22 protein-coding genes and 1 pseudogene are annotated in these 23,728 nt (G+C 57.6%); 17 read left to right on the plus strand and 6 right to left on the minus strand.

Annotated elements, in window-relative coordinates; translation table 11 throughout:
- The first annotated feature begins 20 nt into the window (after window positions 1-20).
- The 13 genes and pseudogenes from QEV83_RS11535 (at window position 21) to greB (ending at window position 13,264) form a co-directional block, all read left to right on the plus strand.
- Window positions 21-2,222: a bifunctional (p)ppGpp synthetase/guanosine-3',5'-bis(diphosphate) 3'-pyrophosphohydrolase gene (locus tag QEV83_RS11535; RefSeq protein ID WP_280127877.1), complete on the plus strand. Its 2,202-nt coding sequence runs from the start codon at window positions 21-23 to the stop codon at window positions 2,220-2,222.
- Window positions 2,223-2,606: 384 nt separating this feature from the next.
- Entirely contained in the window at window positions 2,607-4,376 is a 1,770-nt protein-coding gene (locus tag QEV83_RS11540) for an ABC transporter ATP-binding protein (protein WP_280127878.1), read from the plus strand.
- A 168-nt stretch (window positions 4,377-4,544) separates the two neighbouring features.
- Window positions 4,545-6,011 (plus strand): alpha/beta hydrolase, encoded by a 1,467-nt coding sequence (locus tag QEV83_RS11545; RefSeq protein WP_280127879.1) that lies wholly within the window; start codon window positions 4,545-4,547, stop codon window positions 6,009-6,011.
- A gap of 6 nt (window positions 6,012-6,017) precedes the next feature.
- Entirely contained in the window at window positions 6,018-6,788 is a 771-nt protein-coding gene (locus tag QEV83_RS11550) for a pyridoxine 5'-phosphate synthase (protein WP_280127880.1), read from the plus strand.
- Between the two features lie 10 nt (window positions 6,789-6,798).
- Entirely contained in the window at window positions 6,799-7,209 is a 411-nt protein-coding gene (gene acpS / locus QEV83_RS11555; protein ID WP_280127881.1) for a holo-ACP synthase, read from the plus strand.
- A 176-nt stretch (window positions 7,210-7,385) separates the two neighbouring features.
- Window positions 7,386-8,141 carry a signal peptidase I gene (gene lepB, locus QEV83_RS11560; protein ID WP_280131037.1) on the plus strand — a complete coding sequence of 252 codons (756 nt, stop codon included), beginning with the start codon at window positions 7,386-7,388 and terminating at the stop codon, window positions 8,139-8,141.
- A complete protein-coding gene (rnc, locus tag QEV83_RS11565) occupies window positions 8,142-8,864 on the plus strand; it encodes a ribonuclease III (RefSeq protein ID WP_280127882.1) in 723 nt (240 codons plus the stop codon).
- On the plus strand, window positions 8,861-9,772 hold the full coding sequence (era, locus tag QEV83_RS11570) for a GTPase Era (RefSeq protein WP_280127883.1): 912 nt from the start codon (window positions 8,861-8,863) through the stop codon (window positions 9,770-9,772). Before rnc ends, era begins: the two co-directional genes overlap by 4 nt.
- A 162-nt stretch (window positions 9,773-9,934) precedes the next feature.
- A complete protein-coding gene (locus tag QEV83_RS11575; RefSeq protein WP_280127884.1) occupies window positions 9,935-10,786 on the plus strand; it encodes a C1 family peptidase in 852 nt (283 codons plus the stop codon).
- 86 nt (window positions 10,787-10,872) lie between these two features.
- Window positions 10,873-11,003 (plus strand): annotated as a pseudogene (locus tag QEV83_RS11580) (GTPase Era); the annotation flags it as partial.
- 77 nt (window positions 11,004-11,080) lie between these two features.
- Entirely contained in the window at window positions 11,081-11,965 is an 885-nt protein-coding gene (locus tag QEV83_RS11585) for a YicC/YloC family endoribonuclease (protein ID WP_280131038.1), read from the plus strand.
- Between the two features lie 7 nt (window positions 11,966-11,972).
- Complete coding sequence (gene gmk, locus QEV83_RS11590) at window positions 11,973-12,659, plus strand: guanylate kinase (protein ID WP_280127885.1); 687 nt, start codon at window positions 11,973-11,975, stop codon at window positions 12,657-12,659.
- 62 nt (window positions 12,660-12,721) lie between these two features.
- Window positions 12,722-13,264 carry a transcription elongation factor GreB gene (gene greB, locus QEV83_RS11595; RefSeq protein WP_280127886.1) on the plus strand — a complete coding sequence of 181 codons (543 nt, stop codon included), beginning with the start codon at window positions 12,722-12,724 and terminating at the stop codon, window positions 13,262-13,264.
- A gap of 269 nt (window positions 13,265-13,533) precedes the next feature.
- Here the strand turns inward: greB and QEV83_RS11600 are convergent, their stop codons facing one another.
- The 3 genes from QEV83_RS11600 to QEV83_RS11610 all read right to left on the minus strand — a co-directional run bounded on the left by QEV83_RS11600 (window position 13,534) and on the right by QEV83_RS11610 (window position 16,210).
- The gene (locus QEV83_RS11600) at window positions 13,534-13,791 is read right to left on the minus strand and encodes a hypothetical protein (protein WP_280127887.1); all 258 of its coding nucleotides are present in this window, start codon (window positions 13,789-13,791) and stop codon (window positions 13,534-13,536) included.
- A 164-nt stretch (window positions 13,792-13,955) separates the two neighbouring features.
- Window positions 13,956-14,246, minus strand: a complete 291-nt coding sequence (locus QEV83_RS11605) for a hypothetical protein (protein ID WP_280127888.1) — start codon at window positions 14,244-14,246, stop codon at window positions 13,956-13,958.
- Between the two features lie 347 nt (window positions 14,247-14,593).
- Window positions 14,594-16,210, minus strand: a complete 1,617-nt coding sequence (locus QEV83_RS11610; RefSeq protein ID WP_280127889.1) for a fumarate hydratase — start codon at window positions 16,208-16,210, stop codon at window positions 14,594-14,596.
- A 91-nt stretch (window positions 16,211-16,301) separates the two neighbouring features.
- Between QEV83_RS11610 and QEV83_RS11615 the strand changes: the two genes are divergently transcribed.
- Window positions 16,302-17,297: a glucokinase gene (locus QEV83_RS11615; protein ID WP_280127890.1), complete on the plus strand. Its 996-nt coding sequence runs from the start codon at window positions 16,302-16,304 to the stop codon at window positions 17,295-17,297.
- Between the two features lie 31 nt (window positions 17,298-17,328).
- Here the strand turns inward: QEV83_RS11615 and infC are convergent, their stop codons facing one another.
- Both infC and QEV83_RS11625 read right to left on the minus strand, forming a co-directional pair.
- Entirely contained in the window at window positions 17,329-17,856 is a 528-nt protein-coding gene (gene infC, locus QEV83_RS11620; protein ID WP_280127891.1) for a translation initiation factor IF-3, read from the minus strand.
- A gap of 219 nt (window positions 17,857-18,075) precedes the next feature.
- Window positions 18,076-19,290, minus strand: a complete 1,215-nt coding sequence (locus tag QEV83_RS11625) for a glycosyltransferase (protein WP_280127892.1) — start codon at window positions 19,288-19,290, stop codon at window positions 18,076-18,078.
- Between the two features lie 103 nt (window positions 19,291-19,393).
- Between QEV83_RS11625 and QEV83_RS11630 the strand changes: the two genes are divergently transcribed.
- Window positions 19,394-20,182 (plus strand): alpha/beta hydrolase, encoded by a 789-nt coding sequence (locus QEV83_RS11630; protein ID WP_280127893.1) that lies wholly within the window; start codon window positions 19,394-19,396, stop codon window positions 20,180-20,182.
- 135 nt (window positions 20,183-20,317) lie between these two features.
- Here the strand turns inward: QEV83_RS11630 and QEV83_RS11635 are convergent, their stop codons facing one another.
- Window positions 20,318-21,895, minus strand: coding sequence for a hypothetical protein (locus tag QEV83_RS11635; RefSeq protein WP_280127894.1), 1,578 nt, complete (start codon window positions 21,893-21,895; stop codon window positions 20,318-20,320).
- A 207-nt stretch (window positions 21,896-22,102) separates the two neighbouring features.
- Here QEV83_RS11635 and QEV83_RS11640 point away from each other — a divergent pair, with 207 nt between their 5' ends.
- Together QEV83_RS11640 and pdxY are read left to right on the plus strand one after the other, a co-directional pair.
- On the plus strand, window positions 22,103-22,798 hold the full coding sequence (locus tag QEV83_RS11640) for a glutamine amidotransferase (protein WP_280127895.1): 696 nt from the start codon (window positions 22,103-22,105) through the stop codon (window positions 22,796-22,798).
- Between the two features lie 22 nt (window positions 22,799-22,820).
- Window positions 22,821-23,711 (plus strand): pyridoxal kinase, encoded by an 891-nt coding sequence (gene pdxY, locus QEV83_RS11645; RefSeq protein WP_280127896.1) that lies wholly within the window; start codon window positions 22,821-22,823, stop codon window positions 23,709-23,711.
- Window positions 23,712-23,728: the final 17 nt, after the last annotated feature.

The following is a 23,728-nucleotide window of genomic DNA, read 5'->3' on the forward strand; positions in this document are numbered from 1 at the left end:
CGTCGCGGGCCGACACGATCATGATGCGGCAATATGAGCTTGTCGACAGGGTGCGGCGCTATAATCCGCACGCCGACGAAGTTTCGCTCAATCGCGCCTATGTCTATGCCATGAAGGCGCATGGGGCGCAGAAGCGCGCTTCCGGCGATCCGTTTTTCTCGCATCCCCTCGAAGTTGCGGCGATCCTCACTGACATGAAGCTCGATGACGCGACGATCGTCGCGGCTGTCTTGCACGATACGATCGAGGATACCGATTCGACCAGGGAGGAAATCGATAAACTCTTCGGCAGCGACATCGGCCGCCTTGTCGACGGACTGACCAAGCTGAAGCGGCTTGATCTTGTCTCAAAGCGTGCTGCACAGGCCGAAAATTTCCGCAAGCTCCTCCTCGCCGTTGCCGAGGATGTCCGGGTGCTTCTCGTCAAGCTCGCCGACCGGCTGCACAATATGCGAACACTGCATCATATGGCAGCCGATAAGCGAGCCCGGATCGCTGAGGAAACGCTGGATATCTATGCTCCGCTCGCCGGCCGCATGGGCATGCAAAGGATGCGCGACGAGCTTGAGGATTTAGCGTTTCGTCATCTCATGCCTGATGCCTACACAATGATCGCTGCGCGGCTTGAGGATCTCCGAGAGAAGAACGACAAAATCATCGCCACCATCGAGAAGGAACTGGCCACCGAACTCACGGCTCGAGGCATTCACGCCAATGTCGAGGGGCGGCAGAAGCAGCCCTATTCGGTGTGGCGCAAGATGGAACGTAAATCGATTGCCTTCGAGCAGCTTTCCGACATTTTTGGATTTCGGGTTGTCGTTGACAACGTCGAAGATTGTTATCGTGTGATCGGCGTAGTGCATACAAAATGGGCGGTCGTTCCAGGCCGATTCAAGGATTATATCTCGACCCCAAAGCAAAACGACTATCAGTCCGTTCACACAACCGTCGTTGGGCCAGGACGGCAACGCGTTGAGCTCCAGGTGCGCTCGGAATTGATGCACGACATCGCCCGCAACGGCATTGCCGCGCACGCCCTTTACAAGGACGGACGTAGCGCCGCCAAGGAAAGCTTGACGAGCGAGAGCCGCTCCTACCAATGGCTGCGCCGTACGGTCGCCCTGCTCGCGGAGGGCGCCACGCCAGAGGAGTTTTTGGAACACACAAAGCTCGAACTCTTTCACGACCAGGTGTTCTGTTTCACACCCAATGGCCGCTTGATTGCACTGCCGCGCGGCGCCACCCCAATTGATTTCGCCTATGCCGTTCATACCGATGTCGGCAATTCGGCGGTTGGCGCCAAGATCAACGGCCGCCATGCACCGCTTTTGTCCGAATTGCAGAACGGCGATGAGGTTGAGATTGCCTGCGCCGAGGGGCAGGCGCCGCCTGCGGTCTGGGAGGGCCTGGTCATGACCGGAAAGGCCCGCTCTGCGATACGGCGGGCGACACGCGATGCGGTGCGGGCGCAATATGCGGCTTTGGGACGCCAGATTGTCACCCGGGCTTTCGAGCGGGCCGGCAAGGCGTTCACGGAAGACAAGTTGAAAAGCGCACTGCCAAGGCTTGCGCGGCCAACGATCGAGGAAGCGCTTGCCGCCGTCGGCCGCGGCGAAATGTTTTCCGGCGATGTCGTGCGGGCGGTCTATCCAGAATTCATGGAAGAACGCAAAACGATCGTGCCGCGCCCGCGCGGGGAAGCCGGTTGGTTTGGTTTGAAAAAGGCCACCAGCTTGGTTTTCAAATTTCCGGGGGGCGACCCAGAGCTAAATTCAATCTCCCATAACGGCTCGCATGGGGATTTACCGGTCCGCTTCGCTCCCAATGGCGGCGCGGTGCCCGGTGATCGCATCGTCGGCATTTTGACCCCCGGCGAAGGTATCACGATCTATCCCATTCAATCCCCGGATCTGACCGCATTCGACGAAGAGCCGGAACGCTGGCTTGATGTGCGCTGGGATATCGAGGAAAGCCGCCATGAGCTTTTTCCCGCGCGTATTCGCATCATCGCGATCAACGAGCCTGGTGCGCTCGGAACCATCGCCACCGTAATCGGCGATCACGCGGCCAACATCGACAATATCGTGTTCAAACCCATTTCCGCAGACTTTCGTGAAATGACAATTGACATCGAGGTCAATGACTTAAAGCATCTGAACACGATTATTTCGCATTTGCGGGCACGGCAGGTGGTGAGCAAAGTTGAGCGGGTGAACGGATAGACTCGCTGAAGCCACGGCGCAGGCGTTGCCATCAAATTGTCACGATTCTAGTCTACCAACCCTGTGTTCTAAATGCTGGACCGTCACCGGAAGGTTGGCGGTTTTGGGCATGTGTTGTTCTTGCTGACAGGGAGGCCGGATGCCAAATTTGTTGATGCACCACCGGCCAAAGCGTCCCTTCTAGGTCACTGCTGAGACCGGCGTCACCGGGCGCCGCGGCTTTTGCCCGCGAAGACCGGTCCATCGAACCCATTGGAAGCGGGCGGCGGCGCCGCTCTTTGCCATATCCTTAACCATCCGGCCCTGTCCCGCAATTTTAAGCATGCGGCAGACGAGGCTCGCATTACGTGAGGTCGCTGCGGTCGAGAGCCGTGGCGGTTCGCTATGTTGTCTTCTCTTTATGCACGGGTTTTGCGCTACGTTTGGCAGTATTGGCAACTCAGGCCATGGATGTTCGGCACTCTCGTGGTGTTGCGCATCATGACGTCGCTTGTCGATGTGGCGGTGCCTTTCGCGGCTGGTCATCTCATCGATACCGTCGCAAGCGCCGAAGGCAGAGATCTCCGCGTGGCCACCCATGCGCTGGCTCTGTTGCTTGCCATCGTCCTGATATTTCAGGTTTTACGCGGCACTCTTGATTTTGTGATCATCCGGTTCAGCTCAGACGCGATGGCGCGCCTTGTTCGCGATGCCTTTGCCAGGGTCCAGCGTTTTTCATCGGATTGGCACGCCAATACCTTCGCTGGTGCAACGGTTCGCCGCCTCACCCGCGGGATGTGGGCGTTCGATACATTCACCGATACGATGATTTTCAACTTTATGCCCGCGATGGTTGTCGTCGCGGCGATCAGTGCGGTCTTTCTCATCCGCTGGCCGCTGCTCGGCCTGCTGATCAGCGGCGAAATCATCGTCTATCTCGGCGTGAGCATCGGTCTCTCCGTCGCCTGGGTGGGGCCGGCGAGCAGCTTGGCGCAGCGCTATGACTCCCGGATCAGCGCCAACCTCGCCGACTGCATCGGCGCCAATCCGGTTGTCAAGTCTTTTGCTGCGGAGTTGCGTGAGGATCAGCGTTTCGCGCGTCTCCTTCAGGGCTGGAAGGCGCGCGCACGTATCGCCTGGGGCCGGGGAGCGGCGACGGGCTTGGTGCAGGCTGGCGTGCTGATTGCCATGCAAGCAACAATGCTTGGCATGGGACTCTGGCTTTGGGCTCAAGGTTCGGCCAGTCCCGGCGACGTCGCAACCCTCGTGTCCACGCAAATGCTGATCAGCGGCTATTTGCGCGACATCGGCCAGCATGTCCGCAATGCGCAGCAGGCGATCCATGAGATGGAGGACATCGCCACCTACAGCGAGATGGAGCCGCATGTTTGCGACGTTTCCGGCGCCGTGCCCCTTCGCGTGACCGAAGGAGCCATTTTCTTCGACAACGTCTCGTTCGGCTATGCCGGGACAGGGCTCATGCTCTATGATCGTTTCTCGCTCGAGATAAGGCCGGGAGAAAAAGTCGGCCTCGTCGGGGCATCAGGCTCTGGCAAGTCGACATTCGTCAAGCTGTTGCAGCGGCTCTACGACCTCGACGGCGGCCGGATTCTGGTCGACGGGCAGGATATCGCCAAGGTCTCGCAGGTGAGCCTGCGCCAGGCGATCGGCCTCGTTCCCCAGGAACCGGTGTTGTTTCATCGCTCGCTGTCGGAAAATATCGCCTATGGACGGCCCCAAACGCCTCCGAGCGCGATTCGGAAAGCCGCGAGCCTGGCGCATGCGGATATCTTTATCGAGCGGCTTCCCAAAACCTATCGCACGGCGGTCGGCGAGCGTGGCGTTAAGCTTTCGGGCGGCGAGCGGCAAAGGGTGGCGATTGCCCGCGCGATCCTTGCCGCGACCCCTATTCTTGTCCTCGACGAGGCAACATCAAGCCTCGACTCGGTATCGGAAGCCTTGATCCGCGATGCCATCGCGCATTTGTCCGCGGGGCGCACCACGATCGTTGTGGCGCATAGGCTCTCGACGGTGCAAAGCCTCGACCGCATTCTCGTGTTTGACGGCGGCCGCATCGTCGAGGACGGACGCCACGCGGAACTCGTCGCCCGGCCGGATGGCGTCTATCGCCGCCTCTTCGAGACGCAAGCGGGAAAAGCGCCGCTTCTCGTTTGAACGATTGGCGCGGCTGCGCTTATATAGGCGTCTTGTGGAATGAACCAAAGACCGAAGTGCCAGGCTTGGAGCGGGGGCTGCTTGCCACACTCTTATGACCAGGTGACCGGACTGTTTTGCCGTAGTCCAAACCGCCGCGCATATGTGAATTCACGATGAGGGGGATACATGGCGGATTTATTCACGGCCTATGCGGCGCAAGCAACGGGAACAAAGGTCCATGCATATATCATCGAAAGCACAGCTCCTAATAATATAGACGATGTAGGTATTCCGCCGGAACAACAAGACCCTCATCAAATTGGCGCAGATGCGGTCATTGATCGAATCGTTAACGATCTCAAAAACTCAGAAAACCCCACTCTCGTGCTCAGTATCCATGGGTTTAATAACCCGCGTGACATTATCATAGATGGATATAAGAATTCATTCAATTCTGTTGTTAATGACCCCGCCATTAATAATAAAGATATTGTAATTATCGGATATCGCTGGCCATCAGAGCGTATAGGCGCCCCTCGTGAGACGATAGTCGAATCCGCAACGACATTTATTAAATTATCTGTTAGTTTTGGCATTATTATTTTAATCGCCGCATTGTATCTTCACTTCGTTGGATTTATAGAACATTTATCCACTTTTTTACTATTAACGGCGGGGGTGTTTTTTGCACTGATTCCTGTAACCTTTATTTTGCTGCGGATTGTTGTCTACTTTCGGGATGGATACCGGGCAACTGCTTTTGGGGTCCCGGACTTGGTGGAAATTATCCGGCAAATTGATAAGAAATTCGCTGACCAGGACGCGCGGCGAAATCAGGTACAGCTATCCTTCGTGGCTCATAGCATGGGCGCTTATGTGGTCACCAACGCGGTGAGAATCCTTTCTGACGTTTTTTCTCCGGCCTCCATGCGGGAAGGACTCAATATACGGCCAGAAAATGCGCCAGCGTCTGTACCGTCCGAGATTGGTAAAGCGTTCCGATTAAAACAGCTCATTCTTGTATCGCCTGATATTCCTGCGGAAGCGTTGATCTCAAGCCGGGCCAACTTTCTTTCCTCGTCGTTAAAGCGGTTCGAGGACGCTTTTCTTTTTAGCAATGAGGGAGACGAAGTTCTCAGACAGATATCGACAACGGCGAATTATTTTTCATTTCCAACTAAAAGCAATACATTTGGTTATCGTCTCGGAAACGTCTGTTTGCTTGGGATACCATCTGGTATTTCAAAAGGCATCGACCTAAGACGGCTGCGAATAGGAACGCTTACCCTGGCTGAGATCTACAATAAAATGAGCAAAATAGGGTTTGGGCAATTGCAAGACGATTTGCCGAAACGCTTCTCTTATTTTGACTGTACTGACTGCGTTGAAAATGGAAAAGGTATGCTCACGCTGGCTAAACCTGGCCACATCAAAAAAATAGGGCACACCAAGCATCTTTGGCTTCTCATTCGTTATCTTTGGAATCGCAAGCCTGATGTACACGGCGGATATTTCCGGTCCCGTTTCTTAAGCGAACTTATCTTCCGCCTAGCATGTATCGGCCGTAATGACACTATAAAAGCTTATGGCGGTGAAGCTGAATTGGACAAGGAATGCAAGACACGACAAGTAAAGGTATTGTTCAATAGCTGAGAGTCCATGCCACACCCGCCATACCTTCGTCTCGGCGTCAATATCGATCACGTCGCCACCTTGCGCAACGCGCGGGGCGGCGGGGTCCCGGATCCGGTGCGCGCCGCACTCCTCGCCATCGCGGCCGGCGCTGATGGCATTACCGCTCATTTGCGCGAGGACCGGCGCCACATCCGCGATGAGGACATGGCGCGGCTGAAGCGGGAGATCAAGAAGCCGCTCAATTTTGAGATGGCGGCGACCGATGACATGGTGGCGATCGCTCTTGACAAGCGGCCGCACGCAAGCTGCCTTGTCCCTGAAAAGCGCAGCGAGCGCACGACCGAGGGCGGCCTCGATGTCTTCAGCGGTCACGATCATTTGAAAGTTGTCACCGCCGAGCTTGGCAAGGCTGGGGTCCGCGTCTCCCTGTTCATCGAACCCTCCTTGGAAGCCGTGCAAGCCTCGCGCTCGATCGGAGCACGCGTCATCGAATTCCACACCGGCGCCTGGTGCGATGCGCTCACCCATAATGAAAACGCGCGCGCCGAGCATGAACTTGCGCGTATCAAGGCGGCGGCGGCATTGGCGAGCGCCCAGGGACTGGAATGTCACGCAGGCCATGGACTGGATTTTGTTACGGCGAAAATTGCCGCGGGCATACCGGAGATCGTTGAACTCAATATCGGTCATTTTCTGATCGGGGAGGCGGTGTTCATCGGTCTTACGGCGGCGATTGCCAAGATGCGGGCGGCGATGAACGAAGGCCGGGCGCTGGCGGCCGGCTCGGAGAGTTGAGCGTGAGGCAATGATCATCGGCTTCGGCAACGACCTTTGCGATATCAGACGCATTGAGGACTCCCTGACGCGCTTCGGCGAGCGTTTCGTGCAGCGCTGCTTCACCGAGACTGAGCGGCGGAAATCGGATGCGCGAGCGGGCCGTGCCGCCTCTTACGCGAAGCGCTTCGCCGCCAAGGAAGCTTGCGCGAAGGCGCTCGGCACCGGATTCCGGGCTGGGGTTGCTTTTCGTGACATGGGGGTCGTTAATCTGCCTTCAGGCAAGCCGACGATGGCCCTGACTGGCGGCGCTGCGGCGCGGCTCGCGGCTCTCACGCCGCCCGGTTATTTGGTGTTGATCCATCTGACTCTGACCGACGAATATCCGTTGGCCCAGGCACAGGTGATCATCGAGGCCATCGAACCCGCCGCCGCCCGATGAACGGCTGCCCAGCGCCGGAATGCCGCTACTATACCCGGCTTCGCGGGCATGATAAGGAGCGCCCCTTGGCGCGAACGGCAGCTTTGGCAACGCGTCTTGGGCAAGGATGAAAGCATTTGTTTCGAAAGAAAAATGAGATGACAGAGCCAGCACGATTGGATCGGAAGGGCCCCGGAATGAAGCAAGGCGCGAAAGAGAGCGGCAAGGGCGATACCTTGAAGGTCATCTTCCAGGCGCTGTTGATCGCCTTGGTCGTCCGCACCTTTTTATTCCAGCCGTTCAATATTCCGTCTGGCTCGATGATCCCGACCTTGTTGATCGGTGATTATCTTTTCGTATCAAAATACACCTACGGCTATTCCGATCATTCGATTCCCTTCAGCCCGCATTTGTTTTCCGGCAGAATTTTCGCCTCGCCGCCGAAACGCGGTGATGTTGCCGTCTTCAAGCTCCCGCGCGACGGGCAGACGGACTACATCAAACGAGTGATCGGGCTGCCCGGCGACAAGATCCAAATGCAGGACGGCCGCCTTTATATCAACGGTGTCATCGTCCCGCGCGAGCCCATTGCCAAGGTTCATACCGAGGATTTTTACGAGCGCGAGACAGAGGTGCCAACCTATCGCGAGACGTTGCCCGGCGGGATCAGCCATACGATCATCGAGATTCAGGGCGACACGGGATATAACGACAACACTTCAGTTTTCGAGGTGCCCGAAGGGCATTATTTCATGATGGGCGACAACCGGGACAATTCGACCGACAGCCGCGTTCCGCCCGATCAAGGAGGCGTCGGTTTTGTGCCGTTCGAAAATTTGGTCGGCCGCGCCGAATTGATCTTTTTTTCAGTGGGGAAGGGCGAGCCTGCCTGGGCGGTCTGGGAATGGCCCTGGACGGTGCGCTGGGACAGAATGTTCAAAACCGTCAAATAGATGGCACGGAAAAATCGCGATTTAACGCAACTTGAGGAACGTTTCGGCCATGTTTTCGCCGATGGCAAGCTAATCGCGGCGGCCCTCACCCATGTCAGTGCCGCTGCCGGAATCCATAGCGAAACCTACCAAAGGCTCGAATTTCTCGGTGATCGAGTCTTGGGCCTCGCCATCTCCGAAATGCTTTACGAGGGATTTCCCGAAGCAAACGAGGGAGAGCTTTCGCGCCGCTTGGCCGGTCTGGTACGGAAGGAGAGCTGCGCCGAAGTTGCACTCACATGGGGCGTCGAATCCTATGTAAGGCTCGGTGAAAGCGAAAAGCAGGCTGGGGGCGCCAACATGGCCATTCTCGGCGATGTTTGCGAATCGATCATTGGCGCTGTGTTCCTCGACGCCGGATATGCCGCGGCGAAAGCGGTCGTCGCCGCCGCTTTCGGGGCGCGGATGCGCTCACCGGAGCATCCGCTGCGCGATCCAAAGACTCTGCTGCAAGAGTGGGCGCAAGCGCGTGGCCTGCCGGCGCCTCTTTATCGCGAGACGGCGCGATGCGGCCCCGATCACGCTCCGGAATTCACAATTTCCGTCGAAGTGCCGGGCTACCCGTTTGCCGAAGCGAAAGGCTTCGCCAAACGGCTTGCCGAACAGGCGGCGGCAGCGGCATTCATCGCCCGCGAGGGCATCGGCCAAGATAGCCGGCAAACTGGCCATAAGGGCGCTGCGTGAATAACGAACAAGACGCTCCCCGCTGCGGCTTTGTCGCCCTGATCGGGGCGCCGAACGCCGGAAAATCGACACTCATCAACCAGCTGGTCGGCACAAAAGTCTCGATCGTCTCACGCAAGGTGCAAACGACGCGCGGCACGGTTCGCGGTATCGCCCTGGAAGGCGCGGCGCAAATCATCTTTGTCGATACGCCGGGAATCTTCGCGCCCAAACGCCGGCTTGACCGCGCCATGGTGGCGGCCGCCTGGGGCAGTACGGGCGACGCCGAAGCGGCCGCCCTGCTCGTTGATGCACACAAAGGCATAGACGCCGAAGTCGAAGCGATCCTGCGCCGCCTGCCGCAAAGCGGCGCCACAAAAATTCTTGTGCTCAACAAGATTGACATGGTGGAACCGCCAAAGCTCCTCGAACTCGCCGACAAACTCAACCGAGTGTTCCCCTTCGCCGACACCTTTATGATCTCGGCCCTGCGCGGCCACGGCGCCGCCAAACTTCGTCAACACCTGGGAGCGCTGATGCCGCCCGGCCCGTGGCTTTATCCGGAAGACCAGATTTCGGATATGCCGTTGCGCTTACTCGCCGCCGAGATCACCCGCGAGAAAATCTTTGAGCGCCTGCATGATGAATTGCCCTATGCCTCGACGGTCGAAACCGAGCTCTGGAAAGACATGCCGGATGGATCGGTGCGGATCGAGCAAACGATCTATGTGATGCGGGAAGGCCATAAGAAGATCGTCATCGGCGAAGGCGGCCGGACGATCAAGGCGATCGGCACCGCGGCACGTAAGGAGATTATCGAGGCGGCCGATCAAAAGGTGCATCTTTTCTTGTTCGTCAAGGTTCGCGAAAATTGGGGCGATGATCCGGAGCGTTACCGGGAAATGGGGCTCGAATTCCCCAAGAGTTGAATCCAGTCCCTGGATATGCCCCAAATTACTTAGCGCCGGACTGGTGACGTCCGGTTTGCTGATGCGCAGCAAATGCTTATTCGTTTTGTAATTATTATAGCTGCTGCTAGGATTCGAGATCCTGAATCAACAGGCTCATTATTTCATTTTGGGGGGAGGATCATGGTTCGATCAACGCTTACCACCAAATCGAAAAGCACTCGCCACGCATCTAGCAACAAGCTTCTCAAGGGCTTGTCTATCAGGAAGGCCTCGCCACACGGCAAATATGGGTGGCTCCCCGACCTGCCCGATGCGCGCGATTTTTCCTATGCCGCGCCGCTGAATCAGTTCCGGGGAGGCTTGCCGAGTTCGGTCGATCTTCGTCCCAAATGCCCGCCGGTCTATGACCAAGGCCAATTGGGCAGCTGCACCGGGAATGCCATTGCCAGCGCGATCGAATTTGATCAGCGGAAACAAGGAACCCCCGAATTCGTACCTTCGCGTCTCTTCATTTACTACAACGAAAGGGTCATGGAGGGCACGGTCAAGCAAGACGCAGGCGCACAAATACGCGATGGGATCAAATCTGTCGCGCAGCTTGGGGCTCCGCCAGAAACAGATTGGCCTTACGACATTGCGAAATTCAGCAAGCAACCTCCTGCCAAAGCATACAAAGACGCCAAACAGGATATCGTTACGTCCTATGCGCGCGTGGTTCAGAGCCTGACGCAAATGCAAGGCTGTCTCGCTGCGGGATTTCCCTTCGTATTCGGATTTACCGTCTATGAAAGCTTCGAAAGCAAGACGGTTGCCTCGACAGGCATAGTTCCGATGCCAGCCCCAGGCGAGCAGGTACTGGGCGGTCATGCCGTGGTCGCTGTCGGCTACCGCGATGCGAAGAGACAATTCATCGTTCGCAATTCCTGGGGGCCGGATTGGGGTGCGAAGGGTTATTTTTATATGCCTTACGAATATCTCCTGACCAACGACTACGCGGATGATTTTTGGACAATCCGGTCCGTCACGGGATGATCCATATGATTTCCTCCGCCCGGCTTTTAATGAGACTAGGGTCACTGGCCTGGACATTCCTCTGAAGCCCAGGCTGGATAGCGGACGCCGCGCGCAAAGAAATCATCGAGGCGGCCGGCCCAAATGTGCATCTCTTTTTGCTTGTGAAAGTGCGCGAGAGCTGGGCGATGATCCGGAGCGTTGCCAGGAAATGGGATTGGATTTTCCTAAGGAATGAGCGTGCCCGGCTTGAGCGGGCTCTTTGCTGGTTCTATGGTGCGCGTCCTATCGGCCGTTGAGGTTGCACATTTCAAGATGACACTCGCCAGCATGACGGGCTTTGCCCGGGTCACGGGAAGCGCCGGTCCATGGCGGTTGTCCTGGGAGCTCAAATCCGTCAACGCTAAGGGTCTTGATACGAGGCTGCGGCTTTCACCTCCCTTCGATGAAATCGAGCCGGACGCGAAGGCGAAAATCGGGCAAAAGCTAAGCCGTGGAACGATCCAAGTGGCCTTTGCCGCGCAGCGCGACATCACAACCCCAGAAATTCGTGTCAACCAGGATTTGCTTGGCAAGCTCATGGCGGCGGTCGCGGAAATCCCGCTGCCGGAAATGATCACGCCCGCGACCCTCGACGGACTTCTTTCCGTGCGCGGCGTCGTCGAAGTCTTCGACGCGCCGGAAGACCAGGCCGAGATTTCAACCGCAAGGACGAGTGCTCTCGCCTTGCTCGACACGGCGCTCGATTCGCTCGTCTCCATGCGGCAAGGCGAAGGCGCCGTGCTTACAGCGGTCCTCTTGGCGCGGCTCGAAAAGATCGCCGCGCTGACGCAAGCTGCGGATCAATCGCCGGCCCGCAAGCCCGAAGCCATAAGGGCGCGCCTCGCGCAATTGCTCACAACGCTTGCCGGAAATAGCAATTTCGACCAGAACCGTTTGCATCAGGAAGCGCTCATGCTGGCGGCCAAGGCCGATATCAGGGAAGAACTGGACCGCCTTGCGGCGCATACCGCCGCCGCCCGCGATCTTTTGGCGGCAGGCGGCACGGTTGGCCGCAGGCTCGATTTCCTTGCCCAAGAGCTTTCCCGCGAGGCCAATACGCTGTGCGCCAAATCAAACGATGCGAGCCTGACAGCGCTTGGTCTCGAATTGCGCGTTGAGATCGAGCAATTCCGCGAACAGGTCCAAAACATCGAGTAGAAACAACATGCCGCTCGAAAACCAACTTGTGAAGCACGACACGGGGCCCGCGCGAAAAGCGCCGCTTGGCCGGCGCGGCTTGATGCTGATTCTTTCGTCCCCATCCGGGGCCGGCAAGACGACCTTGACGCGCATGCTGCTACAAACCAAGGAGCTAGATCTTACTTTGTCGATCTCGGTGACGACGCGGCCGCGGCGTTCGAGCGAGGTTGATGGCATCCATTATATGTTCATCACCAAAAAGCAGTTCGAGGCGCTGCGCGACGGCGGCGATTTGCTCGAATGGGCGGAAGTGCACGGCAATCTTTATGGCACCCCGCGCGAGGCTGCCGAACGGGTTTTACGGCAAGGCCGCGACGTTCTCTTCGACATCGATTATCAAGGGACTCAGCAGATCAAGCAAAATTCGGCCGGGGATGCCGTCACGATTTTTATCTTGCCGCCGTCGATGAAAGAATTGCGCTCCCGCCTTGAACGCCGCGCCGAAGATCCACCCGAGGGCATCGAAAAGCGGTTGAACGCGGCGCGCAATGAGATCCGCCGGTGGACGGATTATGATTATGTGCTCGTCAACGACGATATCCAAAGCACCTTCGCGGATCTTCTCGCGATCCTTTCAGCCGAACGCCGCCGCACCGCACGGACGCGTGATGAAATTGGTGATTTCGTCGAACGGCTGCTCCGCGAACCGTAAGCGCGAATCGGCCATCCGGGGGCTTGCCGCGGTTACCCAGCGCCCTACCTTTGACTGTCACCATGAGCAAAGCTTTCACCAAGGAACCCGAGACGGAAACAGAGTTCGAAGACGAACTCCCCGCACTTCCGGCCGGACTTACAAACTACATCACGCCGGACGGTTTCCGCCGGCTCGAAGACGAATTTGCCGAGTTGCAAAAAAACGAGCGGCCCAAAATCGTCGAGACCGTGGCCTGGGCCGCAGGCAATGGCGACCGGTCGGAAAACGGCGACTATATTTACGGCAAGCGGCGCCTGCGCGAGATCGACCGCCGCTTGCGCTTTCTCCGTAAACGGATGGAAATCGCCGAAGTCGTCGATCCGGCGCGGCAAAAGAACCACGCGCAGGTCTATTTCGGCGCCACCGTCACCTATTTGACCGGACACGGCGAAGAAAAGACGGTGAAGATCGTCGGCATTGACGAAGCGCGTTCGGAGCTCCACGAGATCAGCTGGATCTCGCCGGTCGCCAAGGCACTTTTGAAGGCAGCAGAAGGCGATAGCGTCGAGGTGCGCACGCCCAAAGGAATCGAGCGAATCGAGATTCTAAAAATCCTCTACTGATGTCTGAGCCATCAGTTTTGTCCGGTTTTACCCCTCAATCTTACCAAGGTGTTTCACGTGAAACGTTTTGGTACGATTGACGGCTTGCGCAAAGCACCGGACCAAGGCGGCGTGATGTAGGGAACCGGGATTTTGGATTCGCGAAATGCCGCGATAGGATTAAGCTTTCGCCCTTTCGTTTTTTGAACCGCGGCATTCCAGCTTTCGCCTCATACCGAGCGCGATGGGAATGGCCTATTGGCGTGCACCGTCACGGCCGGGCACAAGTTTTAAACCAACTCCGCCACAGCCTCTGGCACCAGCACTTTCTTCCTGGTTCTAGGAGCTTTAGGAAGCTTAGCCAGGGCTTTTACCTTATCGAGCTTGATAAGAATATTGCCGCCTAAGAGCTTTGTCTTTGGGCTCAACCTCTGAAACTCGTCGAGAGCCGCCTTTACGCCGGTTGACAGCTCGGTTTGATGACCAACGTCAATATGGACGGAGAAAACATCGTCGCCGCTCTTCAAGACTGTAACCTTGAGAATCATCCGGCCCTCCTGCATTCGCATGACGGAGAAGCGACCGGTCAAAGTCAACCGGCGCATATTTAGAACTAAGATACGGCTATACCTGGCCTAGAGCCAGATCAGCGAGTGCGAATCCTGTGTATAGAAGGTAAAGATTCTGACAGACCGCACGGGATCGGCAGGAATCAGCGCGCGCACACGCCTGTTGCTGTGTTGTTGTCTTCATTCGACCCTTCATCGATCACGTCGGTATAATCAGCGGTGATGGTAAAGAGCAGGTCAGGCTCAAATGCGTTTTTAGGGATATCGATGATATGCTGATAGTCCGAATTGCGTGACCACAAGAAGCCGGGTGGAATGTCAAGCGATACACTTCCTCCCTGAAATATCTGCCGGGCGGGAAAAACGACGCGCGTCGCGATCGGAGGTCTTTTGCCGGGAATGGCTGCTCCCTGATTCGTGATCGTTACAATCAAATGTTCTCCTGATGGATCAAGCGAACAGAACCGTTCCGCAGTCATCTTTGGAAGTAGATCCGGCCGCTCGATCGTTCCCTGCGGAGCGCAGGCGACAACCAATAAGAGAGAGCCCGCGGGGAGAAAGCCTCGCCTAAATTTGGCCAGCACCACTCGCTTGAGCAGAGAACAGCTCAACGCGTTCAACTTGATGAGATTCCTGGCGGCGATCCCCATTTTCTCCCGAATAGCCACTTTGCACAATAAACCTTGGGCTGACGTTTTCTAATATCACAATATGAATTGACGATAATACAGAGACTATTCGCTTTCGGCCGACCGCGCAGCTTAGCGGGAGCCTTGTCACCTCACCCCAAATTCAGCTCCTTGAAAAAATCATTGCCTTTGTCGTCGATGACGATGAATGCGGGGAAATTCTCGACTTCGATTCGCCAGATCGCTTCCATGCCAAGTTCAGGATGTTCCAAAACTTCAACTTTTTTGATGCAATCCTGGGCGAGCCGCGCCGCCGCACCCCCGATCGAGCCGAGATAAAAGCCGCCGTGCCGTGCGCAGGCCTCACGCACTTCTTTCGCGCGATTGCCCTTAGCAAGCATGACCAGCGAGCCGCCATGGGCTTGGAATTGATCGACATAAGAATCCATGCGGCCCGCCGTTGTCGGACCAAAGGAGCCGGAGGCAAAGCCCTCCGGTGTCTTGGCGGGACCCGCATAATAGACGGGATGGTCCTTGAAATAATGCGGCATCCCTTCGCCTGCTTCCAGCCGGGCCCGGATTTTCGCATGCGCAAGGTCTCGCGCGACGATCATCGGACCCGTCAGTGACAGCCTTGTTTTGATGGGATAGCGCGAGAGAGTCGCCAGAATCTCCTGCATCGGCTGGTTGAGATCAATCGGCACGACGGCGCCGCCGAGCGCGGCTTCGTCGACGTCCGGGAGATATTTGCCTGGATCATCTTCCAGCGCTTCAACAAACAATCCCTCGCGGGTGATCTTCGCCAGCACCTGGCGATCGGCAGAGCAGGAGACGCCAATCCCAATCGGCAGCGACGCGCCGTGGCGGGGCAGGCGCACCACCCGGACATCATGGCAGAAATATTTGCCGCCGAATTGCGCGCCGACGCCCAAATCCTGGGTCAGCTTGAAAATCTCCTCCTCCAGTCCATGATCGCGAAACGCGTGGCCGTCTTCGCTGCCCACGGTCGGCAGACCATCGAGATACCGCGTCGAGGCGAGCTTGACCGTCTTCAAATTCAATTCCGCAGAAGTGCCCCCGATGACAATCGCCAAATGATAGGGCGGGCAGGCGGAGGTGCCGAGGGTGAGGATCTTTTCTTTAAGAAATTGGATGAGACGGTCATGCGTCAGAAGCGACGGCGTTCCCTGATAAAGATACGTCTTGTTGGCGGAGCCCCCGCCTTTTGCGATGAACAGGAATTTGTAGGCATCCTCTCCTTCCGCATAAATTTCGATCTGCGCCGGCAGATTCGTCTTGGTGTTCTTCTCGTGGAACATGGAAAGCGGCGCCAGCTGCGAATAGCGCAGGTTCTTTCTTTCATAGGCATCCCGGATGCCTTCGGCGATCGCGCTCTCGTCATCGCCGTCGGTAAAGACAAATCGTCCTTTTTTGCCCATGACGATGGCCGTGCCGGTATCCTGGCACATCGGCAAGATGCCGCCCGCCGCGATGTTCGCGTTCTTTAACAGATCATAGGCGACGAATTTGTCGTTCCCGGTGGCCTCCGGATCGGCGAGGATTTTGGCGAGCTGAGCCAGGTGGCCTGGGCGCAGCAAATGGTTGATGTCGCTCATGGCTTGCTCGGCGAGCAGCCGCAACGCTTCCTTCTCGACACGCAGAAACTCATGCGGCCCGAATTTCTCGACACGGACACCGTCGCAGACGAGCTTCCGGTAGGGGGTCTTGTCCTTGCCGAGTTTGAAAGGGGGATGATACTGAAAGGTCATCGTTCGGTTTGCTCGTTTCGCTTATTTGGGCGTTTGAATGTAGCCTGTCGCAGGCGGCCGGCAAAATTTCAAACCCTGAAAGTCCGATGGCGTGAATTTTCCTTATCCGGTTCTGGTATGCGACATTGGTGGCACCAATGCACGATTTGCCTTAGCGCCAGCTCCGGGCGCGCCCCTCGTGGCAGGGCCGCGTCTCAAGACCAAGGATTTCCCGGCGCTTGAAGACGCTCTAGCGGTGGCTATTACGGGTTTTGCCAATAAGCCGCGCAGCCTGATCGCCTGCGCCGCCGGTCCGGTCAGCGGACGCGGCGTCAAATTGACCAACGCGGATTGGCGTATCGATGGCCTCACAGTTGCGGCAAAGGCGGGGCTTGGGCAGGGTCTGCTCCTCAACGATTTCGAAGCCCAAGCTCTGAGCCTCCCGGTGCTGAAGCCCGCTTGGGTGACGCCGGTTGGCTCCTACGAGCAAAAACCCGGCGTCGAGCTTATCCTCGGTCTTGGCACGGGGTTCGGCGCCGCCGCCCTGGTCCATAGCGGTGGCCGCCATCTCGTCTTGGCGAGTGAGGCCGGACACATGGATTTCGGGCCTTTGGGAGCGGAGGAGGCCGCGATTTGGCGCCATCTCGATACTGAGGGACTTGGCCGGGTCTGCGCCGAAACCGTCCTCTCCGGTTCCGGCCTTCTGCGCCTTCACCACGCGCGCTGCGCGGCGGCGGGCAATGCAACGGATGTGGAAAGCGAAATCGCCCTGATCGGCAAAGCCCGCGCGCAACCCGCTGGAGAAGAAGCGCGGACTCTGCGGCTTTGCTGGACGCTCACGGGCCGTTTCGCGGGCGATCTCGCACTGGCCTTCCTGGCCAAAGGAGGCGTTACCCTCGCCGGCGGAATCTTACCGCGAATTCTCGATTTCTGTGATCCGGCGGATTTTCGCGCTGCTTTCGAGAACAAGGCGCCCTACGGAGACATGATGCGCGCCATCGGCACAAGGCTCATCGTCACCGAGGACGCCGTTCTGACCGGCATGGCCTCGATCGCGGCGGCCCCGCAAGATTACGCCATCGATTACGAAAATCGTGTCTGGGGGTGAGGGCGCGCCACGGCGCCAGACCAGTTCGCGCCTATTTTGGCGCGAGGACCATAATCATCTGGCGGCCCTCCATGGACGGTTCGGCCTCGACCTTAGCGATGGTTCCGGTCTCGGTTTTCACCCGTTCAAGCAAGCGGAATCCCAGCTCCTGATGCGCCATCTCGCGGCCGCGGAACCGCAAAGTGACTTTCACTTTGTCACCTTCCTCGAAAAACCGGCGCACGGCTTTCATTTTGACGCCGTAATCATGGTCATCGATTCCCGGGCGCAGCTTGATCTCCTTGATCTCGACGATCTTCTGCTTTTTCCGGGCTTCCGCAGATTTTTTCTGCTCCAGGAAGCGGAATTTGCCGTAATCGAGGATTTTGCAGACCGGGGGATTGGCGGTCGGAACAATTTCGACAAGATCAAGTCCCGCATCGTCGGCCAATTGCTGGGCTTGAAGAGTCTCGACGACGCCATGGTTTTTGCCTTCGGCATCGATTAACTGGACTTCGCGGACGTGGATGTCACGGTTTATACGCGGCCCGTCCTTCTGCGGGACCGGCGGGGCTTTCATAGGACGGCGAATGGCTTAGTCTCCTTTTGTAGACACATCGAACCCGGCAGGCGCTCTAATCCGTTGGGCGGACTTCACGACGATTGCCGGACCCGGTTGAAACATCGGAGGATTGCGGCGCGAAGTCAATGAAGAGATCGCTTAGGCGGCGACGAAAAGCCGCAACCTGGAGACTGTTCCCATCGAGGCGCCCTCCGGCGGCGGGAAACTAGGCCATCCTTACTCACTTCCGCACCGCAACGCGGCATAGGCTTCGAGGGTTTCCGCGCAGATGTGCTCCGTGGAAAAGTGCATTTCGGCGTGCCTCCTAGCGCGCGAGGACAGTTTGCCGGCCGCGCTGGCTCCGAGGCTCAAGACGTGGGCGATCGCCATCGCCAGCGCCGCCGAATCGCCTGGCTTGATGAGGAAACCGGTGCGCGCGGACTCGCCGACCTTGGGCGGCGCGAGAATGATTTCCGGAGCCGCGCCGGTATTCGCCGCGATGACCGGCGTCCCCATGGCCTGCGCTTGGATGGCGGCGTCGCACGCAGGTTGTTGTAGCCCGTCCGGCAAGACAACGACGACCGAAGCCGCCAGATAGGCTGCGGGCATATCGGGGCTGAGCACCCGGTACATGATGCCTTGCAGCCCTTCTCTCGCGATGGCCTTGTCGATCGCGCGAGCGATGGCTCCCGCCTTTCCGTCGTAGGCAAGGATAAATTTAACACCCGTGAGGCCGCTTCGCGTCAAAAGCCGAGCCGCCTCGATGAGGAGTTTGGGCGCACTGACGTGGCTCGTTTGCGCCATCAGCAGCACGATCTGTTCGTGCGGCGCGACTTTCCATCGCCGCCGCATGTCCTGAACACGGGCTGGCGCCACCGTGTCCGGCGCGAAAATCCGGCAATCGACGCCCTGCGGGACGACGCGGATTTTGGCGGCCGAGGGCGCATGGAGTTTACGCGCGAGTTCGGCCGAGAAATACGAATCGGCGAGCACCGCATCTCCGCGTGCCAAAATCGAATTATACCGCAACGTGATGGGGTTGGCCCCCAGGCCGCCCGATTGAAAGCTGGTGACCAAGGGCGTTTGCGTCATGCGGGTCGCGCCATAGGCAACCCAAGCCAAGGCGCGCGAATGCACATGCACGATGTCGGCGCGTTCAGTTGCTATGAGCCGCGCCAGGCGGCGCGCGTTCAACGCCATGGCAAACGGGTTTTTGCTGCGTGAGGGAAATGGCACGAAGATGCCGCCCTTGGCTTGCAACTCTCCCGTCATCCGGCCACCTTCGCAAGCAATGAGCGCTCGCGCCCCAGCCGCATCGAGCGCGGTGGCGATGTCGATCGCCGCCTGAGCGGTGAAATTTGCCTCGAGATCCGGAACAAGCTGAAGCACAGCAGCACCAGCCAACGGATGCGCGGCGCCCTGTTGAAATGGAAGGCGAAAAGCTTGCGTCATCGGACAAGACGGCGTTCAAACGAGCGAATGCGCGAAGAATAACGCAGGACTTCTTAACAATCCTCAAGCGGGCAAAACGGGTGTGCGTCGCGGCCATGAAAGCGTGAACCATGAGAACACACCGCAATTTCTCGTTGTGGGGAGCGGCGGCCGCGCCCGCCGCATCGCTTATATGCGCCGTGCGCCAAAACCCGGGACGAGGAGGCCGGGGATCGTATGGCTTGGCGGCTTCCGGTCGGACATGCACAGCATAAAGGCGGCGCACCTCGATTGTTATGCGCGGGAGAGCGGCTGCGCCTATGTGCGCTTCGACTATTCTGGGCATGGCCTGTCGGAAGGACGGTTTGAAGCCGGGACCATCGGAGCTTGGCTCGAGGAAAGTCTGACCGCCGTTCGTGTCTTGACAGACGGACCGCAAATCCTTGCCGGGTCCTCAATGGGCGGCTGGCTCGCGCTGCTCGTCGCCCGGGCTTTGCACGAAAGCGGCGAGGCGGAGCGCCTTAAGGGCCTTGTCCTGATCGCTCCCGCCGTCGACTTCACCGAATCGCTCATCTTTGCAAGAATGTCGCCTGCCTCGCGGGCGGAACTTGCGAAAACGGGTGTGTGGCTGCGGGCTTCGGCCTACGCGCCGGAGCCATATCCCATCACATGGGAGTTGATCGAGGAAGGGAGGAAACATCTTCTTTTAGGCGGCATGATCCGCACCCATTGCCCCGTCCATATTCTGCAAGGCATGCAAGACGAGGATGTCCCGTGGCGCTATGCAACGGAACTGGCCGAACATCTCTTCGCGGATCCGGTGAGCCTGACGCTCGTCAAGGATGGCGGCCACCGTCTCTCACGGGAGGAGGATTTGACGAGGTTATCGGCGGCGGTCGCGGCGATGGTGTAGCGCTATTTTTTGGAGGCTGCGCTGAATAGGGCTGCGTCTCCAGCCGTTTGCCAGGGGAGGGCAAATTTCTCCTTACGGCGCGATGCTGCCTTATCGGCGCATCGGCTCGTTACCAAACAGGCCCAGACTGCTACCTTAGAAGTTGTTTTGTCGTTCCGTCTCCAATGCTGAAAGCCTTTTCCCCCATGGTAGTACGTCTTCGAGATGGAATGGGAACGGCTTACGCTCTGCCAGGTCGCCTTTCATCTTGCGACGGATATCAGGCAGAAGCCATCCGCGAAACCGATCTTCTCCAGTAACCGCAATAGTATCTAAGAAGGAGTCCTCATCCGACATCGCCAACGTATTTTCAAGATGAACGATGGCGCAAAACGCCACGGTTCGGCGATCCTCGGCAATGATTCCGCCGTCATTGTCTGCCAGTATTGCAGCACCTGAAAGTACTTGGTCTTGCAACTCCCGCGACATCATGAGCCACCTATCGAGAGTTAGCACTAACCCGCAGGCCCCGGGGTGGATGGGGTCTCGGTGGGCAAGCCCTCGTCGCACGTGCGAAAAGTAACGCCAAAGTTGGAACACTGCTTTGACAATTTCGTCATACCCTGCTTTCGCCTCAGCAAACGGGTCGCCAGCGAATTGCGCATCGATAGTAAGCTTCTTTGCTTTGCATTCCACAGCAAGCACAAGCCTCTTATCGTCCGTAATCAGGATGTCAGGCGTGTCGACGAGGTTGCGTCGGAACTTGTAACTGTAGCTCCGAGAGACATTGAATCGGCGCATCATCGCCGCGAAAAGCTCCGCACTGTATTCCTCAAAGCGATCACTTGCTTCGTTTCGCAGCCGTGAGTTGCCGTTGGCGAGGTCGTAATAGACCCCAGACGTCACGCGTTGAATTATCAACGCAGGCATAGGCGCACGTAATTTTTCGCCAGCGTCGCCAAATGATACGAGCGGGAAGCGACGCAAAAAGCTCGGTTGATAGCCCACCGGGAGTTGGGCTCCTGGCTTCGCTCTGGTATCTTGAGCTAATGACCTCGCCTCTTTTCGTGCCTCCACAATTGGCTTGGTGAGCAGCTTAAAGGCCGCTTCAAATTCTTTGTGCGTAATCCCTACATCTTCCATGGAGAAGTGACGATTAAGAAAGGGTTGCTTTTGGAAAACACAATGTAAAATGAAACCGATCAGCGAAAACGCATTTATCGTCAGCCCGTAAGTGCGCTCGAAGTAATCTGCGCACTCGCCTTGCCCATAAATGTAAGCGTAGCGGTAGAACTGGGCCACGTTCAAAGACGTATCCTGCCATGGAAATTGGCGATGGGCGATTCGGTGCATCTCGGTCAAAATGCCGGTGTGCTTTAAGTATATGCCTGCTTCCGCATTCTCTAATTTGCGTAGGCAATTGACCGCTTTTGCGGCAGCATCAAAATGGCTGCAGTTGGTAAGACTGTTTAGACCATCATGAAGTTTGTACTTGGGCGTAGTGAGAAGCAGGCCGATTAAGGTTTCTAGCTCCCACTTATGGATCGCGTATTTCGATGTGATGTCAGAATTAGCAGCTTCGTGGGGGAAGCGTAAATAGTTGGATGCAACCTCGGTTCTTTCGGACTGCATGGCGTCGATAGACCAAACCATTTGGAAGAATAGTTCATCATCAGCCCGTGCGAGGACTTCTTGTAGCTTCTTCCGGTGGCGGTCGCGATTCAGCGTACCCATAAGATCGTTGCAAGATGAGCGATGATTCGAGGTGCTCATCTTACCAAAAATTACGTTTCTGCGTCGTACGCTTTAAAGGGCACGGCGAGTATTCGGAAAAAACGCGGGTTATATCCATCAATATACCAAAATTAGAACAAAAAAAGAACCATATGTCACGCACTGAGTTGGCAAATCAGTCCAGCGTTTAGGGGAGTTCCACAGCCGATGAAAACGGCGGCCGTCATCCGGCATGTTCCTTTCGAAGATCTCGGCACCATTGCGGAGCCGCTCATGCGAGCGGGGTATGACTACACATATTCCGACATTGGCCACGCACTGCCTTCGCGCGATCCGGCCGACACAGACCTTCTGATCGTGCTCGGCGGCCCGATTGGCGTTTATGAAGATGACAAATATCCGTTTTTACGCGACGAAATCGCCATTCTCAGTACCCGCCTCAACGAAGGGAAACCAACACTCGGCATCTGCTTAGGCGCCCAACTCATCGCATGCGCACTCGGGGCAAAGGTTTATCCCTCTGGGGTCAAGGAGATCGGCTGGGGGCCTGTCGATCTGACAAAAGCGGCTGCGGCCACCCCGCTCCGGCATTTGGCCAATACAGCGGTGTTGCATTGGCATGGAGACACATTCGATCTGCCGCCGGGTGCTATGCATCTCGCCTCGACTCCCGCATGCCGCAATCAAGCCTTTTGCATCGGTCCCAACATTCTCGGGCTGCAGTTTCACCCAGAAGTGAACCCAAGCGCCGGGATCGAAGCATGGCTCGTTGGCCACGCAGCGGAACTTACGGGCGCCGGAATCGATCCGCGCGCCTTGCGAAGCGGTGGCACCGCCGGAAGCTCATTGCCTGCCAAAGCGCGTGACTTGTTTGCCGAATGGCTGACTGGATTGCAGCCATGATCGCCCCGCAAGAGGCCGCCGCATGACGGTCATTTCAATTCAATCCCAAGTGGTGCATGGCCATGTCGGCAATAGCGCGGCGGTCTTCCCGCTGCAGGCCCGCGGCATCGAAGTCGCGGCGGTCCCGACAGTTCTTTTGAGCAATCATCCGCTTTATCCGACAATGCGCGGGCGCGTGCTCAATGCCGAATTGGTGCGCGATCTCCTAATTGGCGTGGAAGAGCGCGGTCTCGTTGACACCTGCAAAGTCTTGATCACCGGCTATTTGGGCTCTCCCGAGATCGCCGCCGTCGTGATCGATTTCGTTCGCCGGGCAAAAGCCCGCAACCCAAAACTTCTCTATCTTTGCGACCCAGTGATGGGCGATGTTGGCCCCGGTTTCTATGTGAACGAAGATTTGCGCGCCCTTTTTTGCGACGCACTTGTCCCCTTGGCCGACATCATCACGCCCAACCAGTTCGAATTGGAACATCTCGTTGGACGGGCTCCTGCGACAGTCGAGGAGATGCTGGCGATGGCGAGGGGACTGTCGTTATCAACGGTTGTGGTGACCGGCGTCCATTTTCAAAACGCGTCAGCGGATGATGTCGAGACCCTGGCGATAGAGCCGCGCGACTCCTGGACAGTCTCGACGCCAAGGCTTTCCTGCCGCCCATCGGGAACCGGCGATCTGTTCACGGCGCTTTTTGCCGCTGGGCTGATAGAAGGCTTGTCAACGCCAATTGCACTTGGACGCGCCGTTTCCGGCGTTTACGCCGTGATCGAGGAAACCGGACGCCGGGGCTCCTATGAGATGGCGCTTATCGCCGCAGCGGAACGCCTCTTGCCCACCGAACCGCGCTTTTCGGCATCCGTCATTCCGCCGCGCGCCAACCCAAGGCTGAACCCGGCGACGGAGTCCGCCCCCCGTTGATGCCTTGGCAGAAACCG

Source organism: Methylocapsa sp. D3K7 (assembly GCF_029855125.1).
In the GTDB taxonomy this organism is placed as follows: domain Bacteria; phylum Pseudomonadota; class Alphaproteobacteria; order Rhizobiales; family Beijerinckiaceae; genus Methylocapsa.